The sequence below is a fragment of the Micromonospora sp. NPDC048935 genome, from assembly GCF_043197875.1.
GTDB lineage: Bacteria > Actinomycetota > Actinomycetes > Mycobacteriales > Micromonosporaceae > Micromonospora.
In genome coordinates this window covers 1252244-1271735 of record NZ_JBICTZ010000001.1, presented here as the reverse complement: position 1 = coordinate 1271735, position 19492 = coordinate 1252244, and the positions used below count along the sequence as shown (strand labels likewise).

Genomic DNA, 19492 nt, shown 5'->3' with positions numbered 1-19492 from the left:
TCTTGTAAAGATATGGCGCGCCTGGCAGCGTGGCAACCCGATCACTAGGCTCGGGGCATGGAACAGCGCAGCTTCAACCGGCTCGGCCGGACCGTCGGGACGGTCGGCCTGGGCGCCTGGCAACTCGGTGCGGACTGGGGCACCGTCAGCGAGGACGACGCGATGGCGGTGCTCACCGCCGCCGTGGAGTCCGGGGTCACCTTCCTCGACACAGCCGACGTCTACGGCGACGGTCGCAGTGAGCAACTGATCGGCCGCTTCCTGCGGTCCCGGCCGGACGCCGGGCTGACCGTCGCCACCAAGATGGGTCGCCGCGTCGAGCAGCGGCCGGAGGCGTACACCCTGGACAACTTCCGGCAGTGGACCGACCGGTCCCGGGCCAACCTCGGCATGGACACCCTGGACCTGGTCCAGCTGCACTGCCCGCCCACCGAGGTCTTCTCCTCCGACGAGGTCTTCGACGGCCTGGACATCCTCGTCGCCGAGAAGGCCATCGCCGGGTACGGGGTCAGCGTCGAGACCTGCGACCAGGCCCTCACCGCCATTGCCCGACCGGGGGTGGCCAGCGTGCAGATCATCCTCAACGCGGTCCGGCACAAGCCCCTGGAGCGGGTGCTGCCGGCCGCGGCGGCAGCCGGTGTCGGCATCATCGCCCGCGTGCCGCTGGCCAGTGGCCTGCTCTCCGGCCGCTACGACGAGCACACCGAGTTCCCCGCCGACGACCACCGCAACTACAACCGGCACGGCGCGGCCTTCGACGTCGGGGAGACGTTCTCCGGCGTCGACTACGAGCGCGGCCTGGCCGCCGTACGCCGGCTGGCCCCGCTCGTCGACGCGGACCGCACGATGGCGCAGTTCGCGCTGCGCTGGGTGCTGGACCAGGCGGGCGTCACCGTCGCCATCCCCGGGGCCCGCGATGCCGACCAGGCCCGGCGCAACGCCGCGACGGCGACCCTCTCGCCGCTGACCGACGGCCAGTTGACAGCCGTACGCGAGATCTACGACGAGCTGATCCGCCCGCAGGTGCACGACCGGTGGTGACTCGCGTGCCCGGGGTGCTCGCGCCGCGCCGCCCGACCGGCGATGCTGGAGGGCGGCGTGCGGGCGGTGGAGGGGGGACGCGATGAGGGGCTGGCTTCCGCTCACCCTCGGCCTGTTGGCCGTCGTGATCGGTGCGGTGTGGACGGTGCAGGGTCTCGGCTACGTCAGCGGCAGCATCATGACCGACGAGAAGATCTGGGCGGTGATCGGCCCGCTGGTGGCGCTGGCCGGGCTGGTCGTGCTCTGGCTCGGCCTGCGCTCACGCCGCCGCAGCTGACCCGCCGGGCCACACTGGCGTCCACCTCGTCATGGACGAAGCCCCGCATCCCGGACGGGATGCGGGGCTTCGCAACGACCCTGGCCGGGTCATCCCACTGGCCGGCGGGCCGGCCGTCTCACTCAGATGGGACGGACCTGCTCGGCCTGCGGGCCCTTCTGACCCTGTGCAATCTCGAACTCCACCCGCTGGTTCTCCTCCAGCGAGCGGTAGCCGCTGGTCTGGATGGCCGAGAAGTGGACGAACACGTCAGCACCCCCACCATCGACGGTGATGAAGCCGAAGCCCTTGTCAGCGTTGAACCACTTCACGGTTCCCTGAGCCATGTGTTTCTCCCTCTAACAACTGGTGGCCGTGCACGCCGTGCGGCCGATTGGCCGTTTTCGAGTAGCGGCGTCTGAGGCGGCCCCACGAAGGAGACTCCTCTCAACCCACGCCATCTCGCAACAGCGTGGACCAGCAAATCACGTACGCAAAAAGTCTGTCACGACCTCTGGAACGAATTTCTCCGACATGTGACCTGACGGATGCCTGAGATCCGCTGGGCGGCGTCCGATGTCATGCGAAAGCCCCCTTCCCATCGATGCGGGGAGGGGGCTGAAGTCGCACTGATCAGTCTGGCCAACTGCCGGTCATCCGTCGGACGCCGACCGCGCCACCGCGGTCCACAGCAGCCCGGACCACGGCGAAGATGGCGCCCTGCAACGCCGCCGCGGCCAGCACCTCACCCCAGCCGCGGTCCTCGTCCGTCGCGCTGGGCGCCTCACCGTCGCCCGCGGTGACCTTCCAGACCTGCCGGAAGATCGCACCCGCCACCGCGCCCGCGGCGATACCCAACAACACGCCGACCGGCCGGTACGCGACCCTGCCGATGCTCTTGCTCACCTACGCCTCCCCCGCACGATCATCAGCACCACCACGGTGGCCACCGCACCGGCCGCGATGGCCGCCCACGGCACCGGGTTGCGGCGCACCAACTCACCCTTGTCATACGCCTGCGCGCGCACCATCCCACCCTTTTCGTGGGCCTGTGCCCGCGCCCTCCCGACGCCCCGCACGGCCTGCCCGCGAACCCGGGCGACGGTCTGCGCCGCCTGCTCACGCATCCGCTCCTTGGCCTGCTCGGCGGACTCCTTCAGGCGGGCCTTGACGTCGGCCTTGGCGGCCAACGCCTCCATCGTCTCGCCCAACTCGACCCGGGTGCGACGGATCTCCTCGCGGAGGGCCTCGGTGTCGCCGGTCCCGTTGCCGGTCATTGCCGCCCCCTGTCCTTCACCGCGGCGGTGACGGTGTCCACGTCGGCCCGGAGACTGCGGACCGCGGCCGCCGGCATCGGCGGGACGGCCCGACTGACCTGCTTCTTGCCCACCAGGGCGAGAACGCCGGCCACCAGGAAACAGGCCACCGCCACGATCAGCGCGGCGGCCCAGGCGGGCAGCACCAGGTCGAGCAGCAGGATCGCCGTGGCGACCAGGGCGCCCAGGCCGAAGAACGCCAGCGCGCCGCCGCCGCCGAACAGGCCGATCCCGATGCCCGCGTGTTTGCCCTTCTGGGTCAACTCCGCCCGGGCCAGCGCCAGTTCGTCCCGAATGAGGCGGGAGACCTGCTCGGTGGCCCGCTGCACCAACTCGGCGGTGGAGGGCTCGCTCCCGTTGTGGGATGTGCGGGCGTTCGCCACGTCAGCCATGCTGTCCTCCTTTCCCTATCACCGCGCTGTATGCCCGGAGTTGCCGCTCGTCAATCCTAAAACGCGGCGAGTGGCCCACCGTTCCTGTTGTCCGAACGCCGCGCCGACAAGCTGGCGTCCGACCCACTCCGATGGCGCCAGAGAGGTCCGGCAGCACATCCCCCACCCAAGCCCGAACAAACCTCTCACTCGAACCCCGCTCCGCCCCGACCATCCACGTCCGCAGTGCCTGACCAGACCGGCGACGGGAACAAACAAGGCAAAACTGCCCACCAGTCCCATGATCGTCGCGGCCCTCCGAACAAGATCACGCTCGATCCTGGTTGTCGTGGCCTCAACAGCGACCGAGGCCACGACAACCAGGATGTTGCACGATCTTGCGCGGGGCGGGGGCGGGGCGGGGGCGGGGCAGGCGGGGCGGGGCGGGGCGGCGCGGGGCGGCACGGGGGCGGGCTCGGCGGGGCGGGGTGCGTCAGGTGCGGGATTCTTCGGGGCCCACGAAGGCTTCGCTGCGGGCGTCGCCATCGTCGCTGCCCCCGAAGACGCGGGCGTCGTCGGGTGCCTCGGTGTCGGACCGGCGGGTCGGCCGCCTCGGCTGCACCCACTGCCAGGGCAGGTTGCTGTTGGCGTCGCCCAGCTCGGTACGCATCCGGGGCATCACCGTCGGGCGATTGTCCCGGACCCAGGCCACCAGGTGCTCGCGGACGAGGCAGCGCAGGTCCCACAGACTGCCCGCGTCGGCGGCGCTGACCAGGGCACGCATCCGCACCATCCCGCCGGTGGCGTCGGTGACCTGCAGGACGCAGACCCGCCCGTCCCACAGCTCGGTGCCCTCGACCAGGCGACGCAGCTCCTCCCGCATGGTCTGCACCGGCACCGACCAGTCCACGTCGAACTCGGCGGTGCCGAGCACCGCCGACTCGGTCCGGGTCCAGTTCTGGAACGGCTTGCTGGTGAAGTAGGAGGTGGGCAGGATCAGTCGCCGGTCGTCCCAGATCTGGACCACGACGTAGCTGAGGGTCAGCTCCTCGATCCGGCCCCACTCCCCCTCGACGACCACCACGTCGTCGAGCCGGACGGCGTCGCTGAAGGCGAGCTGCAGGCCGGCGAAGACGTTGCCGAGCAGGCTCTGCGCGGCGAGCGCGGCCACCACACCGACCACACCGGCCGAGGTCAGCACACCGGCTCCGATGCCCCGCACGCTCGGGAAGGTCATCAGCATCACGCCGACGGTCAGGATGACGATCACCGCGATGGTCAGGCGACGCAGCATCACCACCTGGGTTCGGACCCGCCGGGCGTGCCGGTTGTCCGGTACGTCGACCCGGAACCGGGCCAGCGCGGTGTCCTCCACGACGATCAGCAGGGCGGCGACCAGCCAGGCGGCGGTGGCGATGACGGCGAGGACGAGCAGGTGCAGGAGCTGCCGGCGCCAGGTCTCGCCAACCGCGTACCCGGTGCTGAACCGGACGGCGAACTGCACGGCGAGGACCGTCGCGGCCACCTGGAACGGGCGGTGCGCGTGGTCGGTCAACTCGGTCAACAGCTGGGATCGGCGGCCGAACCGCCGGGTCAGCCGGTGGACGACCTCGACCAGGAACAGGGCGACCGCCGCCGCGACGAGCGCGGCGACGGCCGTTTCGAGATAACTCTGCACGGTTTCGGCGCTTCCCTTCCGCAGGACGTCGGGCACTTCGGGCAAAAGCCCAAGAGTGCCCGACGTTCCTGGAATCGACCAGCTCAGACCTTGCGGTACCGGGACTGGAGGAAGCAGTAGACACCGAAGGCGGCGATGCCCAGGGCGACCAGGGCCAGCAGGAACACGCCGTACGACTGCTCACGTAGCAGGTGCAGCGCGGCGTCCAGACCACGGGCCTTCTCCGGGTCGTAGTTCACCGCCGCCACGATGACCAGCAGACCGGCGATGCCGTACGCGACGCCCTTGGCGATGTATCCGGCCATGCCCAGCCGGCGGGCGAGCTGGCGGGTTTTCGGGCTCATCTCACCGGTCTTGAGGTGCTTCTCGAACCGCTTGACGGCCCCGTAGATGACCAGGCCGACACCGATCGCGGCGAGCACCAGCCCGGCCAGGCCGACCAGCCAGCGGCCGCCGCTGGAGGTCATCAGCTTGCCGGTCAGGGCCTCCTGCTGGTCGGCGCTGTTCGAGCCGACGTCCTTGAAGACCTTGAAGGCGGTCCAGGCGAAGTAGAGGTAGACGATGGTCCGGCCGGCCGAGGCGAGGCGCTCGGTGACCCGTTCCCTGCCGCGCTCGGCGCGGTGCCCGACCGCCGCCTCCAACGCCTGCCAGATCGCCATGGCGAGCAGGCCGACCGCGGTGGCGATGACCAGGAACTTGCCCAGGGGCTGTTCGGAGAGGGTACGCAGCGCGCCGGACTGGTCGCCGTCGTCGGACGACGTGCCGAACGCGATCTGCAACGCCAACCAGGCGAAGAGGAGGTGGACGATGCCGTAGCCGATGAAGCCGGCCCGGGCGAGGAGTTCCAGCCACCGGCTGTCCGCCGTTCGGGAGGCGGTGGCTTCGGCGCTACGGGTGAGTGACATGCCGTCACAATCTCCGATTCTGGAGATCCCCAAACGTCGTCCCGCCACCGCCCGCCCAGGTCAACTGCCCGGGTTGCGCGCCACCCGGATCTTGACCTGCTGGTCGGTGACGCTGTCCAGGGTGACGGCGAAGCCGCCGGCCTCGGCGGCCTGCTGCCCGGTGGTGAGGGTGAGCTGCTCACCGGCGACCTCGACGGTCACCTGGTCGCCCTCGGCGCCGACCAGCTTGGCCTCGACGCCCAGGATGGTGGCGCTCGCGTCGACACCCCGCTCGAAGGTGACGGTGCAGGCGTCCAGACCGCAGTCGGTGGAGGCGCCCTGCGAGCTGCAACCGGCGAGCACGGCGAGGCCGAGCGCCAGACCGGCGAACAGACCGGCGGCGCGGCGGACGGGGGGAATGGGCATGGTGGCGGGTCGGTTCGTCACCCCGCCAAGAGTACGAGACGACCGCGACGCCCTCACCCGATGGTGATCAACCGCCGGCCGACCGGGGCACCAGGAACACCGGCTAGGGTCCGGTACATGCCCTTCGACATCGCCCGCACCCGGGCCGCCTACCCCGCCCTGACCGAGGGTTTCGTGCACTTCGACGGGGCCGGTGGCACCCAGACCGCCGTCGGCGTGATCGACGCGGTCACCGACGCCATGCGGACGGCGGTCGGCAACCGCAGCGCCGCATTCGTTCCGGGTCGCCGGTCGTTGGAGCTGGTGGCCGAGGCCCGCGCGGCGGTGGCCGACCTGCTCGGCGCCGACCCGGCCGGGGTGGTGCTGGGCCCGAGTGCCACCGCGCTGACGTACACCCTGGCCCGCACGCTCGGCGCGACCTGGCGTCCGGGTGACGAGGTGGTGGTGTCCCGGCTCGACCACGACGCGAACGTCCGCCCGTGGGTGCAGGCCGCCGAGGCGGCCGGCGCGACCGTGCGTTGGGCCGACGTCGACCGGCGGACCGGCGAGCTGCCCGCGGCCCAGTACACCGACCTGGTCGGTGAGCGGACCCGACTTGTCGCGGTGACCGCCGGCAGCAACGCCATCGGCACCAGGCCGGACGTGCCGGCAATCGCCAAGATCGCGCACGCGGTCGGCGCGCTGGTCTGCGTCGACGGGGTGCACTCGGTCCCGCACGGGCCGACCGACCTGAGCGCACTCGGTGCCGACGTGCTGGTCACCAGCGCGTACAAGTGGTCCGGGCCGCACCTGGCCGCGATGGTGGCCGACCCGGCCCGCTGGGCGGCGCTGCGCCCGGCGAAGCTGGTGCCGTCCTCCGACGCGGTGCCGGACCGGTTCGAGTACGGCACCCCGAGCTTCCCGCTGCTGGCCGGTGTGAGCGCGGCGGTGGACCACCTGGCGGGCCTGGACCCGGACGCGGTCGGCGACCGGCGTACGCGGCTGCGGGCCGGGCTGGCCGCCGCCCAGGCGCACGAGGAGGCGCTGTTGGACCGGCTGCTCGCCGGGCTGGCGCGACGGCCGAAGATCACCGTGTACGGCTCGCCGGCCCGGCGCTGCCCGACTGTCTCGTTCCGGGTCGCAGGGATGTCACCGGCGGCCACCCAGGAGGCGTTGGGCGTTGCCGGGTTCTGCCTGTCCGTCGGCGACTACTACGCCTACGAGTACTTCCAGTTGATGGGTCTGCGCGACAGCGGCGGCGCGGTGCGGGCCAGCATCTACCACTACAACACCGCCGACGAGGTGGACCGGTTGCTCGGCGAACTGGACGCGCTTGCCGACGGCGCGGGGAGAATGGCCGGATGAGCACCCTGGTCGAGGACAACCCGGCGAAGCACCGCTTCGAGATCCTGGTCGACGACGCGCTGGCCGGCTTCACCGCGTACCTGATGCGTGGGGAGGTCCTGGTCTTCACGCACACGGAGGTGGACCGGGGCTTCCAGGGCAAGGGGGTGGGCGGGGCGTTGATCCGGGGCACCCTGGATGAGGTCCGCGCCCGGGGCACGACAGTGGTGCCGCAGTGCCCGTTCATGGCCGCGTTCATCGACAGGCACCCGGAGTACGCCGACCTGGTGGCCGACCTTCCGTAGGCGGGCCGGTCAGCGGACGCCGGTCAGCACCTCGGCGGCGGCCTGTCCACTGGCGCGGGTGGCACCGTGGGTGGCCAGGTGCACCGCACCGGTGACCACCTCGGGCACACCCAGCTCGACCACCACCGCGTCCGGTCGGGCGGCGAGGGCCCGTCGCACGGCGGCGCGCATCCAGTCGTGCCGATGCAGGTCCCGGACCACCAGGACCAGCGGGCGGGCGCCCGCCCCGGCACCCGGGTCGGCCGGCACGTCGGCCTCGGCGTAGCGAACGGTGCTCGTGCCGGGCAGCAGCTCGCCCAGCGGCGCGCCGATGCCCCACGGGGTCTCCGCACCGATGGCGATGTTGCGCGGCGGCTCGAACTCGACGACGTACGCCGCGCGGGTCAACGGCAGGGCCTCCCTCGCGGTCGGCGCGGCGGTGACCCGGACGGCCCGACGGGCGGCGACGAGCCCGACGTCGCCGGCACCGCGCGCCGCGGCCGATCCGGCGGTACGCGCCGCCATCGTCCAGGCCGCGAGCTGACCAACGCGCTTGGCGGCCTCGGCGAGGCGTTCCTCGGGCAGTTCCCCGGAGACGACGGCGGCCACGATGGCTTCACGCAGCTCGTGGGCAGCCTGCTCGTCGGCCCGTTCGCCGCCGATGCAGATCGCGTCGGCACCGGCGGCGAGGGCGCGGACCGTCGCACCGGCGAAGCCGTACCGGTCGGCGACCGCGCGCATCTCCACCGCGTCGGTCACCACCACCCCGGAGAAGCCCATCTCGTCCCGCAGCAGCCCGCCCAGGATGCGCTGACTCAGCGTGGCCGGCAGCCGCGGATCGAGCGCGGGCACCAGCAGGTGGCCGGTCATCACCGCCTGCACCCCGGCCGCGACGGCGGCCCGGAACGGCGCCAGCTCGCAGGTGTCCAGCCGATCCCGGTCGGCGGTGATCCGGGGCAGGTCGTGGTGGGAGTCGACGCGAGTGTCGCCGTGCCCGGGGAAGTGCTTGGCGCAGGCCGCCACGCCACCGGCCTGGAGCCCGCGCACCCAGGCGGCGGTGTGCCGGGCGACAAGCGCCGGGTCGGCACCGAACGAGCGGACGCCGATCACCGGGTTCGCCGGGTTGGAGTTGACGTCGGCGTCGGGTGCGTAGTTGAGGGTGACCCCCGCCGCGGCGAGCTCGACGCCGAGGTCCCGGGCGACCGCCTCGGTCAGCTCGGGGTCGTCGACCACGCCGAGGGCGAAGTTGCCGGGCCGGGAGCTGCCCTGGGCCGACTCCAGTCGGGTGACGTCGCCGGCCTCCTCGTCGATCGCCACGATGACGTCCGGACGCTCGGCGCGCAGTGTCGCGGTGAGAGCCGCCACCTGCTCGGGGTCGATGATGTTGCGGGCGAAGAGCACCACCGAGCCGAGGCCCGTTCCGAGCCAGCGGCACACCCAGGAGGGCGGGGTGGTGCCGACGAACCCGGGTTGCAGGACGGCGGCGGCGAGGGCCGGGAGGTGCCCGGTGGGCGTGGTCACGCCATCCCCTCCTGGCACTCGGCCTCGATCACCGGCGTCGGTGCACCCCCGTCGACCCGCTGGTTGCGCTCGCTCATGCGGCCCCCGTACCCCATCTCTCGCGCGCCCTCGGCGCACCGCCACCGGCAGGCGGTCATGCCATGGTCACACCGAGCGATTCAATAGTCAATAAACCTTACAGTTGCCCGACGGCCCACTCGGCGGGAGAGTGCGGGGATGGACCCCGCCCTGCTGGCCGACGCGACGAGCCCGGCCGACATCCCCGGTGTACGCCTGCTCGGCCTGGTGGTCGGCGCCCTGCTGCTGCTCGCCGCGATCCGGGCGATGTTCGGTCGACGCTGAGCGCTGTCGGCTCGTCGAGCCGGGTGTGACCGACCCCGCCCGGGGTACGGCTTTCCCGTCAGCGGGTCCGCGCGCCGAAGGGGAAGCAATGAAGATCGGATACTTTCTGTCCAGTGAGGAGTTCACGCCGGCCGAGCTGCTGGAGCAGGCACGTGGTGCCGAACGGGCCGGCTTCGAGGCACTGTGGATCTCCGACCACTACCACCCCTGGGTGGACGCACAGGGTCAGAGCCCCTTCGTCTGGTCGATGATCGGCGCGCTCAGCCAGGTCTGTTCGCTGCCGGTGACCACGGCGGTGACCTGCCCGACCGTGCGGATCCACCCGGCCGTGATCGCCCAGGCGGCGGCCACCAGCGCGGTGCTGCACGGCGGGCGTTTCGTGCTCGGCGTCGGCACCGGCGAGGCCCTCAACGAGCACATCTTCGGCGATGCCTGGCCGCAGGCCGACGTGCGACTGGAGATGTTGGAGGAGGCCGTCGAGGTGCTGCGCGAGCTGTGGAAGGGCGGCTTCGTCAACCACCGGGGCACGCACTACACCGTGGAGAACGCCCGGGTCTACACGCTGCCCGACACGCCCCCGTCGATCTACGTCTCCGGCTTCGGCCCGAAGGCCATCGACCTGGCCGCCCGGATCGGCGACGGCTACGTGAGCACCATGCCCGACGGCGACATGGTCCGGCGCTTCCGCGAGAACGGCGGCGGCGACAAGCCGTGCCAGGCCGGATTCAAGGCGGCGTACGCCGACAGCGAGGACGAGGGCATGCGCATCGCGTACGAGCGCTGGCCCAACGCCGGGGTGCCGGGCGAGTTGTCCCAGGTGCTCCCCTCGCCGCGACACTTCGAGCAGGCCGCCGAGCTGGTCGAGCCGGAGATGGTGAAGAAGGCGTTCGTCTGCGGCAACAGCGCCGACGCCCACCTGGAGATGATCGACAAGTACGCCAAGGCCGGTTTCGACGAGGTCTACGTCGCCAACACCGGCCCGCACCACCAGGGGCTGTTCGACCTCTACCAGCGGGAGGTCCTGCCCCGCCTTCGCTGACCCGCGGATCGTCGAGCCCATGATCGTCCGGATGCGTTTCGGCGGTCATGGGCTCGGGTACCTCCGGCCCTCGATGAAACTGTCCACGCACTCGATGACGTTGCGCCGCGCGGCCCGCAGCCTTTTCGGCTGGAAGGCGCTGCGGCCCAACCAACTGGCCGCCATGCGCGCGGTGATGAAGCGACGTGACGCCCTGGTGGTGTTGCCCACCGGTGCCGGCAAGTCGGCCATCTACCAGATTCCGGCCAGCCTGATCCCCGGCCCGACCGTGGTGATCTCCCCGCTGCTGGCCCTCCAACAGGACCAGATCGCCTCGCTCAACGAGCGGCAACGCCCGGAGCTGCGGGCGGTGCGGATCAGCTCGAACGAGTCGCCCACCCAGCAGGCCCAGGCGATCACCGAGGTCCGCGAGGGTCGGGCGGAGTTCCTGTTCATCACACCGGAGCAGCTCAGCAACCCGGACCGGATGGCCGAGGTCGCCGCGCTGAGGCCGGCGCTTGTGGCGATCGACGAGGCGCACTGCATCTCGGCCTGGGGGCACGACTTCCGGCCGGACTACCTGGCGCTCGGGCACCTGATCGAGGGCATCGGCCGGCCGCCGGTGGTCGCGCTGACCGCCACCGCGTCCCCGCCGGTACGCGACGACATCATCGCCCGGCTGCGGCTGCGCGACCCGGAGGTGGTGGTCTCCGGGCTGGATCGGCCCAACCTGTTCGTCGAGGTGACGCACTGCCCCGACGAGGACTACCGGTGGCGACGTCTGATGACGATGCTGCGCGACGAGGGGCGGCCGGGAATCATCTACGTGCCGACCCGTCGCGCCGCCGAGGAGCTGGCCACCCGGTTGACCGACGCCGAATTCCCGGCGCAGTTCTACCACGGTGGGATGCCGGCCGGCGCGCGTGCCGAGCTGCACGAGGCGTTCCTCGCCGACCAGGTCCCGATCATGGTGGCGACCTCGGCGTTCGGCATGGGCATCGACAAGCCGAACATCGCCTGGGTGGTGCACATGGCACTGCCGGACTCACCGGACAGCTACTTCCAGGAGATCGGCCGGGCCGGACGCGACGGGCAACCGGCCCGGGTGCTGCTGCTCTGGCGGGCCGAGGACGTGGGCCTGCAACGCTTCTTCAGCGGCGGCCTGCCGGACGCCGACGAGCTACGTGACCTGGCCGCGCTGCTGCGGCGCAAGCCGGCCACCAAGACCGAGCTGCGCGAGACCACCGGCCTCGGGCCGCGCAAGCTGGGCCAGTATCTCTCCCTGCTGGAGCAGATCGGCGCGGCCGAGCCGCGGGCCCGGCAGCGCGTCGGCGCTCCGCGCTACTCCCCCGCCCCGACCGAGGCCGCCGCGGCGGCGGTGGCGGAGGCGGAGCGCCAGCAGACGGTGACCCGGTCCCGCACCGACATGATGCGGGCCTTCGCCGAGACCAACGCCTGTCGGATGCAGACCCTGCTCGCCTACTTCGGTGAACAGATGACCGAGGTCTGCGGGCACTGCGACAGCTGCCACGCCGGCACCAGCGTCGCCGACCAGGGCGCGGTCGGACCGTTTCCGGTGCACAGCCAGGTGCGTCACCCGGAGTGGGGGAACGGCATGGTGCTCTCCTACGAGGAGGACAAGATGACGGTTCTCTTCGACGAGGTCGGGTACAAGACGTTGTCGGTGCGCGTGGTGTCCGAACAGGGCCTGCTGACCCTGGACTAGCCTGACCCGGGCACCGGCGCGGGGTCCGGTGGCGCGACCGAACATTGCACGAGTTGACCAAGCAGAGCAGGGCGGAAGGGGCGTTGCCGTGATCGAGCAGCCGGCGTACACCGGGTTCGGTTTCTCCGACGGGGAGTGGGGGCTGCTGGTCGGCCTGCCGCAGTCGGTGCTGACCGCGGCGAGCGCCGCCGAGTCCGACGGCACCCGCCGGACCATGGCGGAGACCGCGGCCGGGCTGGAGACCATCTCCGCTGGTCGGGAGTCGGCCAGCCCGCTGGTCGCCGCCGTGGCCGGGGAGATCGTCACCCGGGTCGGTGACCCGGACACCGGCGAGGAGTTGCCGGCCATCGCGCCCGCCGACCCCGCGGCGTACATCGACGACGTGCTGCTGCGGGCCGGCGAGGCCGGCGCCCTGCTGGCCGCTCGGGTCGACGAGGGCGAGGCCGGCGCGTACAAGCACTGGCTCGTGAAGATCGCCGAGCAGGTGGTGGGCGCCGCGTCCAGCGGTGGGCTGCTGGGCATCGGGGGCGAGACCGTCAGCGATTCCGAGCGGCGCTTCCGCGACCGACTCGCGCACGTGCTCACCGACTGACCGACTGACCGACTGACCGACCAGCCTGTCGACTTGGCCGGCCTCCTGGCGCTTGATCGACTCGGTTTCCTGAAAACCGCGGCTTCCCCACGTCTGGGACGGCCCGCTTTTCAGGAAACCGAGTCGATCATGTCGGTCGGCTACGCCTCGGCCGGTGCCCCGGCGCGCGACGCCGAAGGCGCGCCCGGCGCAGGGTCGGCCGGCAGCGCCCCGGGCACGGGCAGGTCGGCCGGCAGCGCCCCGGCCACGGGCAGGTCGGCCGGCAGCGCCCCGGGCACGTCGGCCGGGCGGACGCCGCGTAGCGCGGTCAGCGCGGCCACCGCGCCCACCAGCATCACCAGCATCGCGGCGATCGCGGCCAGGTGCAGACCGTCGGTGAACGCGACCCGGGCCGCGTGCAGTACGGCGTCGCCCAGGTCGGCCGGCAGCCCGTCGGCCACCGCCAGCGCACCGCCCAGCGTCTCCCGGGCCGCGTCGCGGGCGTCCTGCGGCAGCCCGGCGGGCAGCCCGTCGAGCACCTCACGCCGGTAGACCGCCGCGCCCACGCTGCCGAGGAGGGCCATCCCCAGCGCGCCGCCCAACTCGCTGCTGGACTCGGTGAGCGCCGATGCGACGCCGGCCTGCTCGGGTGGCGCCGCGCCGAGGACCAGCTCGGTGACGAGCGACATCACCAGCACCAGGCCGCCCGCGTAGATGCTGGCCCCGGTCAGCAGCACCCACAGCGCCGAGTCCGGCGTGACCCGGGTCAGCACCACGAAGCCGAGCGCGGCGATCGCGAAGCCCGCACCGATCAGGTACGCCCGCTCGACGCGGTGGGCGAGCGCGGCGGCGGCCGGCGCGACCCCGCCCACCGCGAGGGACGGCACCAGGCTCCACAGTGCCGCCCGCAGCGGGCTCAGGCCGAGCACCAACTGGAGGTGCTGGGTGGTGAAGATGGCGAAGCCGACAATGGCGAACATCGCCAGCACGTTGACCGCGAGCGACCCGGCGAAGCCGCGGCGGCGGAACAACGCGAGGTCGACCATCGGGTACGCCCGGGTCCGTTGCCGGTGCAGGAACAGCGCGCCCACCAGCAGACCGGCCACGATGACGAGCACCCGTGGCGCGCTGATGCCGTCGCGGGCCATCTCCTTGACGCCGTAGATCACCGGCAGCAGCGCGCCGAGCGACAGTGCGGCGCTGAGCAGGTCGAACCGCCCGGTCGCCGGGCTGCGGAACTCGGGCACCAGGAAGGGGACGAGCAGGAGCAGCATCAGCATCGCCGGGATGTTGATCAGGAAGATCGAGCCCCACCAGAAGTGCTCCAGCAGGATGCCGCTGAGCACCGGCCCGATGGCGATGCCGCCGGTGAGGGTGGCGGTCCAGATGCCGATCGCGGTGCCGCGCTGCTTCGCGTCGTGGAACATGTTGCGGACCAGGGCGAGCGTGGAGGGCATCAGGGTGGCCCCACCGATGCCGAGGAGGGCGCGCGCGGCGATCAGCGTCGCGGCGCTGTCGGCGTACGCGGCGAGCAGCGACGCCGCCCCGAACGCGGTCGCGCCGAGGAGCAGGAGTCGGCGGCGGCCGATCCGGTCGCCCAGCGCGCCCATCGTGATGAGCAGCCCGGCCAGGACGAAGCCGTACGTGTCGAAGATCCATAGCTGCTGGGTGGCGGTGGGCCGCAGTTCCGCGCTGATGAACGGGACGGCGAAGTAGAGCACCGAGACGTCCATCGAGACCAGGAGCAGCGGCAGCATCAGCACCGCGAACCCGATCCACTCCCGCCGACCCGCCCGTGGTGCCGCTGTGGTCGTTGTCGTCATGATCCATTCCCCTTCTGCGTATGGCGTACGCTGTTATGCGTAGACCATACGCAGAACTAGGATGGCGAGGCAAGGAGGAAATGTGGCGGCGAAGACAGACGACAGCGGGCCGGTTTTGCCTCCGGCCATCGAGAACGCCTGGGGGCTGCGGGACCGGCCACCCAAGGGCCCCCGACCGGGCATGAGCGTGCCCGCCATCGTGGACGCCGCCGTACGCGTGGCCGACGCCGACGGGCTGGCCGCCGTCTCGATGAGCCGGGTGGCCAAGGAGTTGGGCGCCGCCACCATGGCCCTCTACCGCTACGTCGGCTCGAAGGACGAGCTGCTGACCCTCATGGTGGACGCCGGGTACGGCCCGTCGCCCGGCCCGCCCCCGCTGGACACCGACTGGCGCGCCGCGCTGACCCGGTGGGCCTGGGCCGAGCACGACGTGCTGCGGCAACGGTTCTGGCTGCTGCACGTGCCCATCACCGGCCCGCCGCTCACCCCGCAACAGCTCGGCTGGTTGGAGGACGGGCTGCGCTGCCTCGACGGCACCGCGCTCACCGAGGGCGAGAAGATGTCGACGCTGCTGTTGCTCACCGGGTACGTGCGCAACGAGGCCACCCTCGCGTCCCAGATCGCCGAGGGCAGCCAGGCCATCGGCGCCAAGCCGAGTGAGATGATGCCGGCGTACGGCCGGCTGCTGGCCCGACTCATCGACCCGGTCCGCTTTCCGGCACTGCAACGGGTGCTGGCCGCCGGGGTGCTCAACCAGGACGACGACCCCGACGACGAGTTCACCTTCGGCCTGGACCGGATCCTCGACGGCGTCGACGTCCTGATCCGACGGCGGGCGGCGACCTGAGCCCGCGGCCCGGTCAGGCTTTCTCCAGCAACTCCAGGACGACCCGCTCGGCCTCCTCGCGGGGCGCCCGCGGATCCACCGACACCACCACCCCGTCGTGGTAGAGGTCGACCACCCGTGGGTCCACGTACGACGCACGGGCCACCGTCGGGGTGTTGCCCAGCAGCGCGGCCACCTCACGCATCACGGCGACCACCGCCCTGCGTCGGGCCGTCACCGAGCGGGCCGGGCCGGCGGTGGCCAACTCGGTGGCGGCGAGCACGGTGGCGTGCCAGGTGCGGAAGTCCTTCGCGGTCATCTCGCCGCCGCTGGCGTCGCGCAGGTAGCCGTTGACCTCGTCGCTGCGCACGTCGCGCCACTCCCGGCCGTCCCAGTAGCCGAACAGCCGGTCGGCCCGTCGCCGGCGGCGGCGCAGATTCAGCAACACCTGGCACAGTTCCGGGTCCTCGATCCGGCGTACCTGCTCGATGCCACCCTTCGCGGGAAACACGAAGACCACGCAGCCGCCCCGGGACCGGGCGTGCTCGGGGCGCAGGGTGGACACCCCGTACGTCGGGTCGTCTCCGGCCGCGTACTGGTCGCTGCCGACCCGGAACATCCCCATGTCCAGCAGGCGGGCCACCGTGGCCAGCACCCGGTCCCGGCCCAGCCCCCGGCCGTCCAGGTCACGCCCCACCCGCTCGCGCAGCACCGGCAGCCGCCGGGCCACCTCCAGCATGTGGTCGAACTTCGCCTCGTCCTGCTTCTCCCGCCACCGCGGGTGGTAGACGTACTGCTTGCGGCCGGCCGCGTCGATTCCGATCGCCTGGATGTGCCCGTTCGCGTGCGGCGCTATCCAGACGCTCTGCCAGGCCGGCGGGATCACCAGCTCCCGCAGCCTCGCCAGCACCTCCGGATCCCGGACCGGCTCGCCGGCCGGGTCGACGAAGAGCCAGCCCCGTCCGCGCCGGCGCCGCCCGTACCCCGGTCGACCCGGGTCACTACGCCGCAACCGCACCGGAGACCCGCACCACCCTCTCCACCTCCGCCACGGCGGCCAGCACCTCGTCGATGCGCAGAGCCGCCATCGTCGGGTGGCTTCCTACCCCGTCCCACCCCGGCCAATCGCCCTCGCCGGCCCAGAGCACCCGGTGCCGGGGGCGGTCCACCGGCGGCCCCCAGTGCGCCGGCGGCACCGGCCCGAACAGGACGACCGACGGCGTACCGAACCCGGTGGCCAGGTGGGCCACCCCGGTGTCCGCGCTGACCACCAGGCGGGCACCGGCCACCAGCGCGGCGAGCCCACCGAGGTCGGTCCGCCCGGCCAGCACCTGCTCGGACCCCAGCCCGGCCGCGTCGGCCACCCGGGCCGCCAGCGCCTGTTCGTCGGCCGATCCGGTGAGCAACACCCGGTGGCCCTGCTCGGTGAGCGTCCGGGCCAGCGCCGCGAACCGCTGCGCGGGCCACCGCTTGGCGTGGATCTTGCTGCCGGGGTGCAGCACCGTGACACCTGAGGGCAACCCGGCCGACCCGGGTCGACGCAGACCGAGGTCGGTGCGGTCGGCCGCGATGTCGTACCAGGACAGCAGCCGACACCACCGGTCCACCTCGTGCTCGTCGACGGACCACCGCGGACCGTCGACGTGGCCGGCGTCGACGTTGGCGAAGGCCAGCAACCGACCGGGTCGGGTGGTCGCCAGCAACCGGTGTGATCGCGGGCCGCGCCCGTGCAGGTTGACCGCGACCGACGGCGCCGACCCGACCCGCAGCTGTCGGTCCAGCCCGGTGGTGTCCACCAGCCGGTCGACACCGCCGACCAGGTCGACGAGCGGGGCCAGCCAGGCGGGCGCGGCAAGCGCCAACTCCCGACCGGGGTACGCGGCCCGCAGCGCCCGCAGCGCGGGCACCGCGGTCACCAGGTCGCCGACGCCGAGGGCGCGCAGCACGAGGATCACGGGTACGAGGTCTCCTGCTCGGCGCAGACCACCAGCTCCCGCACCGCGCAGCCGGGCGGCTGGGTGAGCGCGAACATGATCGCGGCGGCGGTGTCGACGGGGTCGTTGAGGATCGCGTCCGGCCCCGGCTTGTACTGCGGGTCGCGCTCGTCGAAGAACGACGTGCGCATCCCGCCGGGGATGAGCAGCGTGACGCCGACCTGACCGGCGAGTTCGGCGGCGAGGGCGCGGGTGAAGCCGACCACGCCGAACTTCGCCGCGCAGTAGGCGGTGGCGTCGCTTACCGCCTTGACGCCCAGTGTGGAGGCGACCGTGACGATGCGGCCCCGGGACGTCAGCAGGAACGGCAGGGCGGCCCGGATCACCGCAGCGGTGGCCAGCAGATCCACGGCGACGATCCGGTCCCAGGTCTCCCCCGGCACGTCGGCGAGTCGACCCGGGACGTCCGTTCCCGCGGCGGTGACCACCGCGTCCAGGCCGCCGGCCTGCTCGGCGAGGTGTTGGGTGGCCACCTCGGCGGCCCGGGTGTCGGCCAGGTCGCACTCGGTCCAGGACACCCCGTCGGCCGGCGGTTGCCGGTCCAGGACGACCGGCCGGCCACCGGAGGCGGCCACCGCGGCGACCACCGCCGCACCGAGCCCACTGGCACCCCCGGTGACCAGGACGGTCGGCCCGGCACCCGGCCGCGCGGCGGTCATCGGGTCCGCTCCGCGAGCGTCCGGGCGATCATGTCGGTGGTGGAGCGACCGTCCAGGTAGGGCACCACCACCGTGTTCCCGCCCCACCGTTTCAGGACCTCCGCCTCCGGCAGGGTGGCGGCGTCGTCGCCACCGCCGGTGGCGTAGTCGCCACCCTTGACCCAGATGTCCGGTCGGACCCAGGACAGGGCCGCGTCCGGGGTCGGCTCGTCGAAGATGAGGACCGCGTCCACACAGCTCAGGGCGGCCAGCAGCCGGGCGCGGTCGCCCTCGGACATCACCGGTCGGTCCGGCCCCTTGAGCCCGGCCACGCTCGCGTCCGAGTTCACGCAGACGATCAGGCAGTCGCCGAGTTGTCGGGCGGCCTGCAGGGTGGCCACGTGCCCGGCGTGCAGCAGGTCGAAGCAACCGCCGGTGGCCACCACCGTGCCGCCGGTGGCCCGTACCTCGGCAAGCAGCGTGGCGACCGGCGCGACGCCCACCCGGTCACCTCCCGGGCCGACGACGCTCGTCGGCATGGGCCGTGCCGGCGGTGGCAGTGCCGCCGCCACTCCCCCACCGGCGACGTACGCGGACGCCTCGGCGACCGCCGCCTGCACCGCCTCGGAGACCAGCGCGCCCCGGGCCAACGCGAGACTGGCGGCCGCCGCGAACCGGTCGCCGGCACCGCAGGTGTCCCCCTCGGCGCTGCCCGGGGTCGGCACCACCAGCGGTGTCGACCCGGCATGGCAGAGCAACGCGCCGTCCCCGCCCAGCGTCACCGCCACCGCACCGGCCCGCCAGCGTCGGCGCAGCCCCTGCGCGCCACGCGACGCGGTGGCCAGCCGGGAGGCACCGGGCAGGGCGGGGACCAGGTCGCGCACCTCCGACTCGTTCGGGGTGGCCAGGTGGACGCCGGGAATCGCCGCCGGGCCACGCGGGTGCGGGTCCCACACCACCGGCGCGCGGGTGGCGGACAACGCGTCACGCAGCGCGGGCTGCCGGGCCACCCCCCGCCCGTAGTCGCTGACCAGCACCGCGGACGCCGCGCCGATCACCCGCAGCACCTCGTCGGAGGGCTGACCCGGCTCCCCGGACGCGCCGCCACGGTCGTGGCGCAGCAGCACCCGGCCCCGGGCCCGCAACCGGATCTTCTCCGGCGTCGCACCGGACAGGGCCAGCGGATACACCTGCACGCCGGCCGCGGCGAGCAGCGCGCTCAGTCGGGCCCCGCCGGCGTCGTCGGCGAGCGCGGTCACCAGCACCACCTCGGCGCCCTGCGCGGCGGCGAACACCGCCGCCAGGCCGGCGCCACCCGGTCGGTCACTGGCGGCGGTCTCGTCCAGGACGGGCACCGGGGAGTCCGGGCAGAGCCGGTTCACCACCCCCTCCACGTCCCGGTCGAGCAGGGTGTCCCCGAGCACCACCACCGGTCCCCTCACGCTTGCCTCCCC

At 72.7% G+C, this 19492-nt stretch carries 22 protein-coding genes; 9 read left to right on the top strand and 13 right to left on the bottom strand.

Going from position 1 to position 19492, the window contains the following annotated elements:
- Nucleotides 1–57: 57 nt before the first annotated feature.
- Nucleotides 58–1041, top strand: coding sequence for an aldo/keto reductase (locus ACGFIW_RS06190; protein WP_393311185.1), 984 nt, complete (start codon nucleotides 58–60; stop codon nucleotides 1039–1041).
- An 82-nt stretch (nucleotides 1042–1123) separates the two neighbouring features.
- Nucleotides 1124–1318, top strand: a complete 195-nt coding sequence (locus ACGFIW_RS06185; protein WP_393311184.1) for a hypothetical protein — start codon at nucleotides 1124–1126, stop codon at nucleotides 1316–1318.
- Nucleotides 1319–1440: 122 nt separating this feature from the next.
- On the opposite strand, the gene ACGFIW_RS06180 is transcribed toward ACGFIW_RS06185, so the two are convergent.
- From ACGFIW_RS06180 to ACGFIW_RS06150, 7 genes are all read right to left on the bottom strand, one after another.
- Nucleotides 1441–1644, bottom strand: coding sequence for a cold-shock protein (locus ACGFIW_RS06180; RefSeq protein WP_030338233.1), 204 nt, complete (start codon nucleotides 1642–1644; stop codon nucleotides 1441–1443).
- Between the two features lie 286 nt (nucleotides 1645–1930).
- Nucleotides 1931–2203 (bottom strand): DUF4235 domain-containing protein, encoded by a 273-nt coding sequence (locus tag ACGFIW_RS06175; RefSeq protein ID WP_393245841.1) that lies wholly within the window; start codon nucleotides 2201–2203, stop codon nucleotides 1931–1933.
- Entirely contained in the window at nucleotides 2200–2574 is a 375-nt protein-coding gene (locus tag ACGFIW_RS06170) for a DUF3618 domain-containing protein (RefSeq protein WP_393311183.1), read from the bottom strand. The genes ACGFIW_RS06175 and ACGFIW_RS06170 overlap by 4 nt, the downstream gene beginning before the upstream one ends.
- On the bottom strand, nucleotides 2571–3005 hold the full coding sequence (locus ACGFIW_RS06165) for a phage holin family protein (protein WP_393311182.1): 435 nt from the start codon (nucleotides 3003–3005) through the stop codon (nucleotides 2571–2573). The genes ACGFIW_RS06170 and ACGFIW_RS06165 overlap by 4 nt, the downstream gene beginning before the upstream one ends.
- Nucleotides 3006–3477: 472 nt before the next feature.
- Nucleotides 3478–4662 (bottom strand): mechanosensitive ion channel family protein, encoded by a 1185-nt coding sequence (locus ACGFIW_RS06160; RefSeq protein WP_393311288.1) that lies wholly within the window; start codon nucleotides 4660–4662, stop codon nucleotides 3478–3480.
- 83 nt (nucleotides 4663–4745) lie between these two features.
- Nucleotides 4746–5567 (bottom strand): DUF1206 domain-containing protein, encoded by an 822-nt coding sequence (locus ACGFIW_RS06155; protein WP_393311181.1) that lies wholly within the window; start codon nucleotides 5565–5567, stop codon nucleotides 4746–4748.
- A 60-nt stretch (nucleotides 5568–5627) separates the two neighbouring features.
- Nucleotides 5628–5993 (bottom strand): hypothetical protein, encoded by a 366-nt coding sequence (locus ACGFIW_RS06150; RefSeq protein ID WP_393311180.1) that lies wholly within the window; start codon nucleotides 5991–5993, stop codon nucleotides 5628–5630.
- Nucleotides 5994–6089: 96 nt separating this feature from the next.
- On the opposite strand from ACGFIW_RS06150, the gene ACGFIW_RS06145 reads away from it, so the two are divergent.
- Nucleotides 6090–7316: a cysteine desulfurase-like protein gene (locus ACGFIW_RS06145; RefSeq protein ID WP_393311179.1), complete on the top strand. Its 1227-nt coding sequence runs from the start codon at nucleotides 6090–6092 to the stop codon at nucleotides 7314–7316.
- Nucleotides 7313–7600 carry a GNAT family N-acetyltransferase gene (locus tag ACGFIW_RS06140; protein WP_393311177.1) on the top strand — a complete coding sequence of 96 codons (288 nt, stop codon included), beginning with the start codon at nucleotides 7313–7315 and terminating at the stop codon, nucleotides 7598–7600. The genes ACGFIW_RS06145 and ACGFIW_RS06140 overlap by 4 nt, the downstream gene beginning before the upstream one ends.
- Nucleotides 7601–7609: 9 nt before the next feature.
- Here the strand turns inward: ACGFIW_RS06140 and ACGFIW_RS06135 are convergent, their stop codons facing one another.
- Nucleotides 7610–9100 (bottom strand): glycoside hydrolase family 3 protein, encoded by a 1491-nt coding sequence (locus ACGFIW_RS06135; RefSeq protein ID WP_393311176.1) that lies wholly within the window; start codon nucleotides 9098–9100, stop codon nucleotides 7610–7612.
- 216 nt (nucleotides 9101–9316) lie between these two features.
- Here ACGFIW_RS06135 and ACGFIW_RS06130 point away from each other — a divergent pair, with 216 nt between their 5' ends.
- The 4 genes from ACGFIW_RS06130 to ACGFIW_RS06115 all read left to right on the top strand — a co-directional run bounded on the left by ACGFIW_RS06130 (nucleotide 9317) and on the right by ACGFIW_RS06115 (nucleotide 12778).
- Complete coding sequence (locus ACGFIW_RS06130; protein WP_255421242.1) at nucleotides 9317–9442, top strand: hypothetical protein; 126 nt, start codon at nucleotides 9317–9319, stop codon at nucleotides 9440–9442.
- A gap of 88 nt (nucleotides 9443–9530) precedes the next feature.
- Nucleotides 9531–10481, top strand: a complete 951-nt coding sequence (locus ACGFIW_RS06125) for a TIGR03557 family F420-dependent LLM class oxidoreductase (RefSeq protein WP_393311175.1) — start codon at nucleotides 9531–9533, stop codon at nucleotides 10479–10481.
- Nucleotides 10482–10554: 73 nt separating this feature from the next.
- On the top strand, nucleotides 10555–12186 hold the full coding sequence (locus ACGFIW_RS06120) for a RecQ family ATP-dependent DNA helicase (RefSeq protein ID WP_393311286.1): 1632 nt from the start codon (nucleotides 10555–10557) through the stop codon (nucleotides 12184–12186).
- A gap of 88 nt (nucleotides 12187–12274) precedes the next feature.
- Complete coding sequence (locus ACGFIW_RS06115; protein WP_357069092.1) at nucleotides 12275–12778, top strand: hypothetical protein; 504 nt, start codon at nucleotides 12275–12277, stop codon at nucleotides 12776–12778.
- A 140-nt stretch (nucleotides 12779–12918) separates the two neighbouring features.
- Here ACGFIW_RS06115 and ACGFIW_RS06110 read toward each other — a convergent pair whose 3' ends face one another.
- On the bottom strand, nucleotides 12919–14580 hold the full coding sequence (locus ACGFIW_RS06110) for an MFS transporter (RefSeq protein WP_393311174.1): 1662 nt from the start codon (nucleotides 14578–14580) through the stop codon (nucleotides 12919–12921).
- A gap of 82 nt (nucleotides 14581–14662) precedes the next feature.
- On the opposite strand from ACGFIW_RS06110, the gene ACGFIW_RS06105 reads away from it, so the two are divergent.
- A complete protein-coding gene (locus ACGFIW_RS06105; RefSeq protein ID WP_393311173.1) occupies nucleotides 14663–15427 on the top strand; it encodes a TetR/AcrR family transcriptional regulator in 765 nt (254 codons plus the stop codon).
- Between the two features lie 13 nt (nucleotides 15428–15440).
- Here ACGFIW_RS06105 and ACGFIW_RS06100 read toward each other — a convergent pair whose 3' ends face one another.
- Genes ACGFIW_RS06100 through ACGFIW_RS06085 form a run of 4 tightly spaced genes read right to left on the bottom strand, consistent with a single transcriptional unit; the run spans nucleotide 15441 to nucleotide 19480 of the window.
- Nucleotides 15441–16424, bottom strand: coding sequence for a DNA topoisomerase IB (locus tag ACGFIW_RS06100; protein ID WP_393311172.1), 984 nt, complete (start codon nucleotides 16422–16424; stop codon nucleotides 15441–15443).
- Nucleotides 16408–17361 (bottom strand): glycosyltransferase family 9 protein, encoded by a 954-nt coding sequence (locus ACGFIW_RS06095; RefSeq protein WP_393311171.1) that lies wholly within the window; start codon nucleotides 17359–17361, stop codon nucleotides 16408–16410. The genes ACGFIW_RS06100 and ACGFIW_RS06095 overlap by 17 nt, the downstream gene beginning before the upstream one ends.
- Nucleotides 17358–18059 carry an SDR family oxidoreductase gene (locus ACGFIW_RS06090; RefSeq protein WP_393311170.1) on the bottom strand — a complete coding sequence of 234 codons (702 nt, stop codon included), beginning with the start codon at nucleotides 18057–18059 and terminating at the stop codon, nucleotides 17358–17360. The genes ACGFIW_RS06095 and ACGFIW_RS06090 overlap by 4 nt, the downstream gene beginning before the upstream one ends.
- The gene (locus ACGFIW_RS06085) at nucleotides 18056–19480 is read right to left on the bottom strand and encodes a PfkB family carbohydrate kinase (RefSeq protein ID WP_393311169.1); all 1425 of its coding nucleotides are present in this window, start codon (nucleotides 19478–19480) and stop codon (nucleotides 18056–18058) included. Before ACGFIW_RS06085 ends, ACGFIW_RS06090 begins: the two co-directional genes overlap by 4 nt.
- Nucleotides 19481–19492 lie beyond the last annotated feature (12 nt).